Genomic DNA, 11,223 nt, shown 5'->3' with positions numbered 1-11,223 from the left:
CACCTGGGCATTTCAGGAAAGACTCAGATTGTATATCAAAAAAAACACCCCCAGCGCTTCGGCTGCACATTTGTCGGACGAAATTGAAGGAAGCGTGCAGGGGCACCGTGATGGCCATGGTTTCGTCGTGCGTGACGACGGCGAAGGCGACATCTACATTCCCCCCAACGAAATGCGTGCCGTGCTGCACAAGGACCGTGTGCGCGTGCGCATCGTGCGCCAGGACCGCCGGGGCCGTCCCGAAGGCCGCGTGGTCGAGATCATCGAGCGCCCGCCGCAGCCCATCATCGGTCGCCTGCTGCAGGAAAGCGGTGTCTGGCTGGTCGCACCGGAGGACAAGCGCTACGGCCAGGACGTGCTGATCCCCAAGGGCGCCACCGGTGCGGCCAAGCCCGGCCAGGTGGTCGTGGTCGAGCTCACCGAACCGCCGGCCCTGTTCGGCCAGCCCGTGGGCCGCATCACCGAAGTTCTGGGCGAGGTCGACGACCCCGGCATGGAGATCGAGATCGCCGTGCGCAAGTACGGCGTGCCGCACGAGTTCTCGGCCGAGTGCCTGGCCCAGGCCAAGGAGCTGCCCGACAAGGTGCGCGCGCAGGACAAGAAGCGCCGCGTGGACCTGACCGATGTGCCCCTGGTCACCATCGACGGCGAGGACGCGCGCGACTTCGACGATGCCGTGTACTGCGAGCCCGCGCGCGTGGGCCGTGGCAAGGGTTGGCGCCTGCTGGTGGCCATCGCCGATGTGAGCCACTATGTGGAGACCGGCAGCGCCATCGACATCGATGCCTATGACCGTGCGACCAGCGTGTACTTCCCGCGCCGCGTGATCCCCATGCTGCCCGAGAAGCTGTCCAACGGCCTTTGCTCGCTCAACCCCGAGGTGGAACGCCTGTGCATGGTCTGCGACATGCTGGTCACGGCCAAGGGCGAGGTGCATGCCTACCAGTTCTACCCGGCCGTGATGTTCAGCCATGCGCGCTTCACGTACACCGAGGTCGCCGCCATCCTGGCCAACACGCGCGGCCCCGAGGCCAGCAAGCGCAAGGACCGGGTCAAGGACCTGCTCAACCTGCACGACGTGTACCGCGCGCTGCTGGTGGCACGCGGCCAGCGCGGCGCTGTGGACTTCGAGACCACCGAGACGCAGATCATCTGCGACGAGAACGGCCGCATCGAGAAGATCGTGCCGCGCACCCGCAACGACGCGCACAAGCTCATCGAGGAGGCCATGCTGGCCGCCAACGTCTGCAGCGCCGACTTCATCGCCCAGGGCGGCCAGCCCGGCCTGTTCCGCGTGCACGAAGGCCCCACGCCCGAGAAGCAGGAGATCCTGCGCAACTACCTCAAGGCCATGGCCGTGGGCATGACCATCGGCGACGACCCCAAGCCTTCGGAGTTCCAGGCCATCGCCGAAGCCACCAAGGACCGCCCCGACGCGCAGCAGATCCACACCATGCTGCTGCGCTCCATGCAGCAGGCCATCTACACGCCCATCAACAGCGGCCACTTCGGCCTGGCTTTCGAGGCGTATACCCATTTCACCAGCCCGATCCGGCGCTATCCGGACCTGCTGGTGCACCGCGTGATCAAGGCCATCCTGGGCAAGACGCAGTACAAGCTGCCCTCGCTGCCCACGCCGGGCGAAGCCCATGCCAAGCTGGCCAAGCGCCTGGCCTCGCGCGTGGCCGCGCCCGGCATGAAGCCGCGCAAGGACGTGAAGCCGCCGAGCCGCGAGGTCCAGGCCTGGGAGGCCGCGGGCCTGCACTGCAGCGCCAACGAGCGCCGGGCCGACGAGGCCAGCCGCGACGTCGAGGCCTGGCTCAAGTGCAAGTACATGCGCGAGCACCTGGGCGAGGAGTTCAGCGGCGTGGTCAGCGCGGCGACGAGCTTCGGCATCTTCGTCACGCTCGATGCCATGTACGTCGAAGGCCTGGTGCACATCACCGAACTCGGTGGCGAGTACTACAAGTTCGACGAGGCACGCCAGGAACTGCGTGGTGAGCGCACCGGCATCCGCTACGCCATCGGCGCGCGCGTGCGCGTGCAGGTCAGCCGCGTGGACCTTGATGGCCGCAAGATCGACTTCCGCCTGGTGCGCGAGGGCGAGGAACTGTTGGGGCGTGCGCTCAAGGACAAGGGCGTGTCGCAGGACGGCCATGGCGGCTCCGGCAAGGGCCCGCGCAAGGGCGGCAGCAGTGGTCGCTCCAGTAGCGGTGGCCGGCCCAAGGCGAAGGCCGCCGATCCCTCGGCCACCGAGATGGCATCGCTCACGCGCGAGCGCGCTGCGCGCTCGCCCATCCAGGAGCTCAAGGCGTCGGTGAAGAAGGCGGCCGGCAATGGCAAGCCCGGCGGCAAGACCAGCAAGGGCCGCAAGCCGCGCCGCAGCTGAGCCAGGCACCGGACCATGGCGGCCTGTGCAGGCGCGGGCCGCCATTTTTCATGGGCGGGCGGCGGCCTGGGGCTGGTCCGTGGGGCCCGGCTGTTGTGCTTGTTGCAGGAAGGTGAGATAGCGCTGCGCCGAGTCGCCGGGGGCCTCCATCATGGGCAGGTGGCCGATGCCGGCCAGGCGATCGATGTGCGCGCCCGGCAGCAGGGCGCGCAGTGTCTCGCTGCCCGAGATGTCGAACACCCGGTCCTGCTCGCCCCAGAGGGCCAGCGTGGGCTGCCGCAGGCGGGTCGCCAGCCGTTGCTCCAGCAGGTACCGGTCCTTGAGCTGGGCGTCCCACAGCCGTGTGTTGGATGCCGCGTTGCGCAGCGCGTCCTGCTCGCTGGCGTGCAGGATGGGGTAGGGCAGGAAGGGGCGCTTTTCGAACACCAGCGCCATCATGGCCTCGAACGCTGCCGCGTCGTGCGCTACCAGCGGGCGCTGGCCGGCGTCGATGAGCCGGTCCATGCGGCTCGCCTGCGGCGAACGCAGGCCGTGCGGTGCGCCGATGAAGGCCACGCTGGCCACGCGATCCGGGTGTTCCTGCGCCAGCAGTGCGGCAATGGTGCCGCCCATCGAGTTGCCCGCCAGGTGGGCCTTGGCTATGCCCCAGGCATCCATCAGCTCGCGCAGGCGCCTGGTGTGGGCTGCGTAGTCATAGGGCTGGGCCTCGTCGCGCGTGCTTTCGCCAAAGCCTGGCAGGTCGGGGGCGATCACGCGGTGCGTGGCGGTGATCGGGCGCGCAAAGTCTGCCCAGTGGTCCTTCTCTGCAAAAATACCATGCAGAAGGATGATGGGCAGGCCATCGTGGCCTTGCGCAGTGCCGGGCTGGGTGGGTCCGCTGTCCAGGTAGTGCACCTCGTGCCCCGCGATGCGGACGGTTGTGGCCGAAAGGCCCGAGAGCTGGCGATTGAGGTCCAGCAGCGGCTGCTTGAACAGGGTGGGGGTGCCGTAGTAGAGCGCGGTGGTGGCCAGTGCCAGTGCCGCGGCGGTAGAAATGAGGATGCGCTTCAAGAACAGGTCTCCGTTGTGGATGGATTGCCGTTGAAGGCTACCGGGAGTGCCGTTTGAAAACTTGCATGTTTGGGCTATGCCGACACACAGCACCCTGACCCTCGGGTCTGACCGCGCGCTCTATGTGGGGGATCTGCCCGCGACGGGCTGGCATTGCCATGCTGCTCCCGTGCTGCTTATCGGACTGTCGGGCCGATTTGCCCTGCACCTCAAGCCCGGTGAAGTCGAAACCTGCCACAGCGCGCTGGTCGATGCGGGGGTGCATCACCTGCTGGACCCCTGGGGCGAGCAGGTGGCGCTGATGTACCTGGAGCCCGACTCGCGCGAGGCGCGTGGCCTGCGCCGCCAGTTTGATCGGCGAGGGCCCGTGGTCCTGGATGTGGCCATCCCTGTGGGTGCGCGCAGCGCCATGGAGGGGTACCTGCGCCACTTCGACCTGCATGCCCTGTTGCGGCTGCAGTGGGCGCCGGCGGCACCGCTCGACGCGCGCGTGCTGCGCAGCCTGCAGGCCCTGCGTACCCCCGGGGATCAGCGACTTTTGCGCGACGGACTGGCGGCGGGCGTGCAGCTGTCGGCCTCGCGCTTCAACCACCTGTTCCGCGCCGAGATGGGTGTCAGCCTGCGCAGCTACCGGGTGTGGTCGCAGGTGCGCCTGGCGATGGCGGGGCTGGCGACCAGCCCGCGCCTGACGGATGCGGCCCTGCATGGCGCGTTTTCCGACTCGGCGCATTTCAGCCGCATGTTCCGCCAGACCTTCGGCATGACGCCTTCGAGCGTGCTCAAGCCCCTGAAGGAGGTGGTGCTGGTGCCGTAGTGGTGGTCAGCGGCCGATCCGCCGTGCCAGTGCGCTGGCCGTCAGGGCCAGGCCTTCGGGCCAGTGGTCCGCAGCCAGGCCATGGGCGTAGACGGCCTCGCTCGCGGCGCGCAGCGCGCTGGCACCCGCAGCCAGGCGTGAGCCCACCATGCCGGCCAGCACGTCGCCGGTGCCGGCGGTGGCCAGCAGGCCATTGCCCGTGGGGTTGATGGCGGGCACGCGGTCGGCCGCGCTGATCACCGTGCCCGAACCCTTGAGCACGGCCACGCAGTTGAACTGTGCGGCCAGTTGCTGGGCGGCATTCAGCCGGTCGGCCTGTACTTCGGCGGTGGTGAGGCCGAGCAGGCGCGCGGCCTCCAGGGGGTGCGGCGTGAGCACGGTGGGCTGGCCGTGCTGGCCGCGCGCCACCACCAGGGCGTGCAGTGCGGCATCGAGGGAGATGGCGTTCAGGGCGTCGGCGTCCAGCACCAGGCGTGCGGAGCGCGCGATCACCTCGCGCAGCACGCTGGCGACGGCCTCGCCGCCGCCGCAGCCGCACACCACCGTGAGCTCCGCGAGGTCCAGCGCGCCGAAGCGGCGCAGCATCAACTCCGGCTGGCCCGTGTCCACCTCCAGATGGCCGGCATCCAGCGGGGCCACCAGCACGCGGCCCGCGCCCTGGTGCAGTGCGGCCGAGGCTGCCAGCAGGGCTGCACCGGCCATGCCCATGCCGCGCTGGGCCAGGCCTTCACCACCGATCACGGCCACGTCGCCATGGCTGCCCTTGTGGCTGGCGTGCTGGCGTGGCGCGGGCAGTGGCGGGCCGCACAGCCAGGCATTGGGTGGTTCGTGTCCCGGTGCCACACCCAGGTCGTCGAGCCAGACGCTGCCGGCCGCGTCGCGCCCGGCGGCGGTGAACAGCCCAGGCTTGAGCGTGAGCAGGCTCAGCGTATGCCGTGGAGAGGCGGCATGGTGCAGGAGCGCTTCGGGTGCCAGGCCTGCGCCGAACTGGCCGGTGTCCGCATCGAGGCCCGAGGGCAAGTCCACCGACAGCACCGGGGCGGCGCTGGCCTGCAACTGCCGCAGGCAGGCCTGCAGTCGCTCGTTGGGCGGGCGTGGGGCGCTGCCGTGCGCGGGTGCGGTGATGCCGATGCCGAGCAGGGCGTCGATGCACAGGTCTGCCTCGGTCAGGGTGTCCGGGGCGGTGTCGGCCCACTCCACGCCTGCGGCCAGGGCGCGCTCCCACGATTGGCGCGCATCGGGTGGGGCGGTCTCGGGCGTGCCCAGCCAGGTCACCACCACGCGGCGGCCGCTGCGCCGCAGGTGCATGGCGGCCTCCAGTCCATCGCCGCCGTTGTTGCCCGCGCCGCAGGCAATCCACACCGTGCGCGCATGGGGCGCCAGGGCCTGCGCCAACTGCGCCACGGCCTGGCCGGCGCGCTGCATCAGCGTGTGGGCCGGCAGGCTGTCAGCGGCCGCGCGCTCGATGCGGCGCGTGGCGGCGGTGTTGTGCAGGGCATGGGGCTGGTGGGGGGTGATGCGGTGCATGGCAGGCGGGCAATGTGGCCGCTGCATTGTGCGCCGACCTGCTCCCTGCAGGCTCAAAACCGCCGCAAGCCCAGCCCGTCGAGGTTGATCTCGGGGCTGCGTTGGGCCACCAGGTCGGCAATCGCGCGTGCGCTGCCGCTGGCCAGCGCAAATCCGCTGGTGCCGTGGCCGGTGTTGAGCCACAGGCCGGGAATGCCGCTGGCGCCGATCACCGGGGCGCCATCGGGCAGCATGGTGCGCGCGCCGCGCCAGGCCTGCACGCCTGAAGAAAGCTGGGCACCGCCCGGGAACCAGTCGTTGAGCGTGCGGTACAGGCGCGCCAGCGTGGGGGCGTGGTGCTCGGCGTCGGCGCTGCCCAGTTCCGCCCCGCCGGCCACGCGCACGCGCAGGCCCAGGCGGGTGATGCTGATCTGCTGCTGTACATCGACCACGCTGGCCTGCGGCGCATGCGTGTCCTCGCGCAGCGGTGCGCTGATGGAATAGCCGTACACCGCCGTCAGGGGCAGCGGCAGGCCGATGGCGGGCAGCAATGCGGCCGAGGCCATGCCGGCGCACAGCACCACGGCATCGAAGCGGTGGGTGCTGGCATCGCCCTGCAGCACCAGGCCGGTGGGGCTGGTGGACAGGCGCTCCACGCGTGTGCCGAAGGCGAAGTGCACGCCCCCGGCCTGGGTGCCCTGGCGCAGCAACTGGGCAAACAGGCGGCAGTTGCCCGCTGCAGCGCCGGGCAGCGATATGGCGCCTGCCAGGGTGGTTTCGGGGTGCAGGCCGGGCTCGAGCTTCTGCGCAGCCGCGGCGTCGATCTCCTGCACCGCCACGCCCGCATCGCGCAGGCACTGCAGCATGGGCTGGATGCTGGCACGGTCCTGCTCGGTGCGCAGCAGTAGCAGGCGGCCGGGCGTGCCCTCGAAGTCGAGCTCGTGCTCGGTGGCGATCTGGAGCGTGCGTTCCAGGCTGTACTGGGCCAGGCGCTCCAGCGCGGTGGCGGGCCCGGGGCCTCGTTTGGCCAGGCGCTTCCAGTTCCAGAGCCAGGACACATCGGCCCGGCTGAAGCCCTGGGCCAGGCGCACGGTGGATTGGGCGCCCATGAGGCGTGCGGCCGGTGCCATGCCCGGCAGCGACCAGGGGGTGGGCAGCACGGGGGCCAGCAGGCCGGCGGTCGCAAAGCTGGCATCTTCGGCGGCGGCGTTGCGCTGCTCGAACACGGTGACCTCATGGCCGTCGCGGGCCAGCTCGTATGCGGTGGTGACGCCGATGATGCCGGCGCCCACGATGGCAATCTTCATGAATGGGAGTATGGGCTGCGTTTGCTGCTTTGCAGCAAACTGCAATTGTTATATTTCTTGCAGTGCTTCTTCGATGCGCAGGCCGGCGTTCAATACGCCATCGTCGCGCAGTGCCCCATGCCAGACCATCAGGCCGACCGGGAGTTCCCCCTGCACATGGCAGGGCAGCGACAGGGCGCAGCCGTCCAGCAGGTTCACCAGGCTGGTGTTGCGCAACAGCAGGGTGTTGACGCGGAAGAACTCTTCGTCGCGCTCGGCGCCGGGCGCCACGCTGGCAGCCGTGGGTGCCGTGATCGGCACGGTGGGCGAGAGCAGGGCGTCGTAGCGGTAGATGGCGGCATGCATGCGCGCTTGCCAGGCGCGGCGCAGGTCGAGGAGGGCGATGTACTCCCAGGCCGCCAGCGTGGCGCCCTTTTCGATGCGGGCACGCACCCGCGGGTCGTACTGGGCGCCCTTGGTGGCCAGCAGCCCACGGTGCCAGGCATAGGCTTCGGGTGGCGAGAAGCCGTAGGCGGGCTGCTCGGCCGCCTCGGGCAGGGCGATGGTGTCGATGCGCGCGCCGGCACGGCGCAGGATACCCAGGGTGCGCTCGAAGGCCTTGGCTACCGTGGCGTCCATGCCGTCCAGGAACAGCGTGGTGGGCACGGCCAGGCGGTAGCCGGCCAGCGGGGCCGGGCTGCGCGTGACGCGCGTGGCCGACAGCAGCTCGTGGACCAGGATGGCGTCGCGCACGCTGCGCGTCATGGCGCAGGCGGTGTCGAGCGTGGTGGACAGGGGCACGGCACCCGTGGTGGGCACCAGGCGCTGCGTGTTTTTGAAGCCCACGATGCCGTTCAGGGCAGCCGGGATGCGGATGGAGCCGCCCGTGTCCGAACCCAGGCCCACGAAGGCCGCGCCCGTGGCCACCGAGACGGCGGCACCGCTGGAGGATCCACCGGGCACGCGCGCCTCGCCGGGCAGGGCGCCGAAACGCCCGTCGAACGCTGCCGGCGTGCCGAAGTGGGGGTTCACCCCCACGCCGGAAAAGGCGAACTCGACCATGTTCGTGCGGCCGATGAGGCTCGCGCCCGCCGCGCGCAGGCGGGCCACGGCCGGGCTGTCCTGTGGTGCCGGGGTGCTGCCGGCCAGCGCAGTGGAGCCCGCTGCCGTGGGTTGGCCGGCGATGTCGAACAGGTCCTTGACCGAGACCGCCAGCCCGGCCAGGGGCTGGTGGCCGATGCCGGATTGCACCGCGGTGGTGCGCGCCGTGTCGAAATGGGTCTGCAGGAAGGTGTGGGCGTTGGCCGGGGCCTGGGCGGCGGCGATGCAGCGTTCGAGCTCGGCAGCCGGGGTGCTGGCGCCTGTCCGCAGGGCCGAGCGGGTTTCCAGAAGGTCGGGGAGCATGGGTGTGCTAGAATCCTTGGGTTTTGCTGGGAGCAGTAGCGTCTTTTGCGTTGCGGCTTTCGCCAAATCAATCGCAAACCAGCCCTGTCAAGGTGTTGCGGCGCTCGTGGGAAACACGGCGTTGCAAATATTGGGGCTGATTTTAGACCTAACCTTTGGAGTATTTTCATGTCCGTTACCATGCGCGAAATGCTGGAAGCCGGTGTCCACTTCGGTCACCAAACCCGCTTCTGGAACCCCAAGATGGCCCCCTACATCTTCGGCCATCGCAACAAGATCCACATCATCAACCTGGAAAAGTCGCTGCCACTGTTCCAGGAAGCACAGAAGTTCGCCAAGCAACTGGCTGCCAACCGCGGCACGATCCTGATGGTCGGCACGAAGCGCCAGGCCCGCGAAATCCTGTCCGCCGAAGCGCAGCGCGCCGGCGTTCCTTTCGTTGACCAGCGCTGGCTGGGCGGCATGCTGACGAACTTCAAGACCGTGAAGACCTCGATCAAGCGCCTGAAGGACATGAAGGCCCAGCTGGAAACCGGCCTGGACAGCCTGAGCAAGAAGGAGCAGCTCACCTTCACCCGTGAGATCGAGAAGCTCGAGAAGGACATTGGCGGCATCCAGGACATGGCTGCCCTGCCCGACGCCATCTTCATCATCGACGTGGGCTTCCACAAGATCGCCGTGGCCGAAGCCAAGAAGCTCGGCATCCCGCTGATCGGTGTGGTCGACACGAACCACTCGCCTGAAGGCATCGACTACGTGATCCCCGGCAACGACGACTCGGCCAAGGCCGTGACGCTGTACGCCCGCGGTATCGCCGACGCGATCATCGAAGGCCGTGCCAACGCAGTGAACGAAGTCGTCAAGGCCGCCTCCGCCGAGAGCAGCGACGAATTCGTGGAAGTGCAAGAAGCCGCTGCCTGATAGCCCGGCTGCGCGATCCGTCGCGAACAAAAGCGGGGCTCTGTTGGCCCCCTTTTTTTTAGCCCGAGTCTGAAATCACTGAACTGAACACCGAAGGAATAAAGATGGCTGCAATTACCGCAAGCATGGTTGCCGAACTGCGTGGCAAGACCGATGCCCCCATGATGGAATGCAAGAAGGCCCTGACGGAAGCCGATGGCGACATGGCCAAGGCCGAAGAGCTGCTGCGCGTCAAGCTGGGCACCAAGGCCGGCAAGGCCGCTTCGCGCATCACCGCCGAAGGCGTGGTCGCCAGCTTCATCAGCGGCAACACCGGCGCCCTAGTCGAAGTGAACAGCGAAACCGACTTCGTGAGCAAGAACGACAGCTTCATCGCACTGGCCAATGCCGCTGCCGAGCTGGTCGCCAAGCACAACCCCGCCGACGTGGCGGCCCTGGGCGCCCTGGCCTATGAGCAGGACAGCTTCGGCCCCACGCTGGAAGACGTGCGCAAGGGCCTGATCGGCAAGATCGGCGAGAACATGTCCTTCCGCCGCTTCAAGCAGTTCAGCGGCAGCAACAAGCTGGCCTCGTACCTGCACGGCACGCGCATCGGCGTGGTCGTCGAGTTCGAAGGCGACGAAACGGCTGCCAAGGATGTGGCCATGCACGTGGCTGCCATGAAGCCCGTGGCCCTGACCAGCGCCGACGTGCCAGCCGACCTGATCGAAAAAGAGCGCTCGGTCGCTGCTGCCAAGGCGGCTGAAGACAAGGCCAAGGCCGAAGCCGAAGGCAAGCCCGTGCAGTCCGACGAGATCGTTGCCAAGCGCATCGAAGGCGGCGTGCAGAAGTACCTCAAGGAAGTCTCGCTGTTCAACCAGGTCTTCGTGAAGGCTGCGGACGGCAAGCAGACCGTCGAGCAGATGCTCAAGGCCACCAACACCACCGTCAAGGGCTTCACCCTGTACGTGGTGGGCGAAGGCATCGAGAAGAAGGTCGACGACTTCGCCGCCGAAGTGGCCGCCCAGGTGGCAGCCGCCAAGGCCGCCGCCTGATCGTTCCCTGCAACAACCCCACCAAAGCCCAGAACCACCTACCGGAGAAATTTCCCATGTCCAACGCTGCACCAGCCCACAAGCGCATCCTGCTCAAGCTGTCTGGTGAGGCGCTGATGGGGGATGATGCCTTCGGCATCAACCGTGCCACGATCGTGCGCATGGTCGAGGAGATTGCCGAAGTCACCCGCCTGGGTGTGCAGGTGGCAGTGGTGATCGGTGGGGGCAACATCTTCCGTGGTGTCGCGGGCGGCTCGGTCGGCATGGACCGGGCCACTGCCGACTACATGGGCATGCTGGCCACCGTGATGAACGCGCTGGCCCTGGCCGATGCGATGGACAAGCAGGGCCTGATCGCCCGCGTGATGTCCGCCATCGCCATCGAGCAGGTGGTCGAGCCCTACGTGCGCCCCAAGGCGCTGCAGTACCTCGAAGAGGGCAAGGTGGTGGTCTTCGCGGCCGGCACCGGCAACCCCTTCTTCACCACCGACACGGCTGCGGCCCTGCGTGGCGCTGAAATCGGCGCCGAGCTGGTGCTCAAGGCCACCAAGGTGGACGGCGTTTATACTGCCGACCCCCAGAAGGACCCCACGGCCACGCGCTACACGAAGCTCAGCTTCGACGAGGCCATGTCCCGCAACCTGGGCATCATGGATGCGACCGCGTTTGCCCTGTGCCGTGACCAGAAGCTGCCGGTGCGGGTGTTCTCCATCATCAAGCACGGCGCGCTCAAGCGCGTGGTGATGGGTGAGGACGAGGGAACGCTGGTTTACGCCTGACGAAGAGCAGCGGGCGCCATGCTTGCTGCAGGTTCCGCCC

General features: G+C 68.4%; 9 protein-coding genes. 5 read left to right on the top strand and 4 right to left on the bottom strand.

What is annotated here, in order from left to right; all coding sequences use genetic code 11:
- Positions 1–28 precede the first annotated feature (28 nt).
- The gene (gene rnr, locus AC07X5_RS14080; protein WP_494770662.1) at positions 29–2,389 is read left to right on the top strand and encodes a ribonuclease R; all 2,361 of its coding nucleotides are present in this window, start codon (positions 29–31) and stop codon (positions 2,387–2,389) included.
- Between the two features lie 48 nt (positions 2,390–2,437).
- Here rnr and AC07X5_RS14075 read toward each other — a convergent pair whose 3' ends face one another.
- Positions 2,438–3,439, bottom strand: a complete 1,002-nt coding sequence (locus tag AC07X5_RS14075; protein ID WP_409955088.1) for an alpha/beta fold hydrolase — start codon at positions 3,437–3,439, stop codon at positions 2,438–2,440.
- Positions 3,440–3,515: 76 nt separating this feature from the next.
- Between AC07X5_RS14075 and AC07X5_RS14070 the strand changes: the two genes are divergently transcribed.
- Positions 3,516–4,253 (top strand): helix-turn-helix domain-containing protein, encoded by a 738-nt coding sequence (locus AC07X5_RS14070; protein ID WP_409955090.1) that lies wholly within the window; start codon positions 3,516–3,518, stop codon positions 4,251–4,253.
- Between the two features lie 6 nt (positions 4,254–4,259).
- On the opposite strand, the gene AC07X5_RS14065 is transcribed toward AC07X5_RS14070, so the two are convergent.
- Genes AC07X5_RS14065 through AC07X5_RS14055 form a run of 3 tightly spaced genes read right to left on the bottom strand, consistent with a single transcriptional unit; the run spans position 4,260 to position 8,449 of the window.
- Entirely contained in the window at positions 4,260–5,780 is a 1,521-nt protein-coding gene (locus tag AC07X5_RS14065; protein ID WP_494770661.1) for an NAD(P)H-hydrate dehydratase, read from the bottom strand.
- 53 nt (positions 5,781–5,833) lie between these two features.
- Positions 5,834–7,066 carry an FAD-dependent oxidoreductase gene (locus tag AC07X5_RS14060; RefSeq protein WP_494770660.1) on the bottom strand — a complete coding sequence of 411 codons (1,233 nt, stop codon included), beginning with the start codon at positions 7,064–7,066 and terminating at the stop codon, positions 5,834–5,836.
- A gap of 48 nt (positions 7,067–7,114) precedes the next feature.
- Positions 7,115–8,449 (bottom strand): amidase, encoded by a 1,335-nt coding sequence (locus tag AC07X5_RS14055; protein WP_494770659.1) that lies wholly within the window; start codon positions 8,447–8,449, stop codon positions 7,115–7,117.
- A 168-nt stretch (positions 8,450–8,617) separates the two neighbouring features.
- On the opposite strand from AC07X5_RS14055, the gene rpsB reads away from it, so the two are divergent.
- From rpsB to pyrH, 3 genes are all read left to right on the top strand, one after another.
- Positions 8,618–9,370: a 30S ribosomal protein S2 gene (gene rpsB / locus AC07X5_RS14050; RefSeq protein WP_494770658.1), complete on the top strand. Its 753-nt coding sequence runs from the start codon at positions 8,618–8,620 to the stop codon at positions 9,368–9,370.
- A 104-nt stretch (positions 9,371–9,474) separates the two neighbouring features.
- A complete protein-coding gene (gene tsf, locus AC07X5_RS14045) occupies positions 9,475–10,404 on the top strand; it encodes a translation elongation factor Ts (protein ID WP_494770657.1) in 930 nt (309 codons plus the stop codon).
- 56 nt (positions 10,405–10,460) lie between these two features.
- A complete protein-coding gene (pyrH, locus tag AC07X5_RS14040; protein ID WP_007852283.1) occupies positions 10,461–11,183 on the top strand; it encodes a UMP kinase in 723 nt (240 codons plus the stop codon).
- The last annotated feature ends 40 nt before the right edge of the window (positions 11,184–11,223 follow it).

This window comes from Acidovorax sp. GW458-11-26-14-TSB4 (genome assembly GCF_059423865.1).
The sequence above is the reverse complement of the archived record's forward strand: the minus strand, read 5'-3'. Positions and strand labels throughout refer to the sequence as shown.

Coding starts and splice junctions, on each gene's coding strand:
- AC07X5_RS14070 (WP_409955090.1), top strand. CDS start 3,516: ATGCCGACACACAGCACCCTGACCCTCGGGTCTGACCGCGCGCTCTAT.
- AC07X5_RS14055 (WP_494770659.1), bottom strand. CDS start 8,449: ATGCTCCCCGACCTTCTGGAAACCCGCTCGGCCCTGCGGACAGGCGCC.
- AC07X5_RS14065 (WP_494770661.1), bottom strand. CDS start 5,780: ATGCACCGCATCACCCCCCACCAGCCCCATGCCCTGCACAACACCGCC.
- pyrH (WP_007852283.1), top strand. CDS start 10,461: ATGTCCAACGCTGCACCAGCCCACAAGCGCATCCTGCTCAAGCTGTCT.
- AC07X5_RS14060 (WP_494770660.1), bottom strand. CDS start 7,066: ATGAAGATTGCCATCGTGGGCGCCGGCATCATCGGCGTCACCACCGCA.
- rpsB (WP_494770658.1), top strand. CDS start 8,618: ATGTCCGTTACCATGCGCGAAATGCTGGAAGCCGGTGTCCACTTCGGT.
- tsf (WP_494770657.1), top strand. CDS start 9,475: ATGGCTGCAATTACCGCAAGCATGGTTGCCGAACTGCGTGGCAAGACC.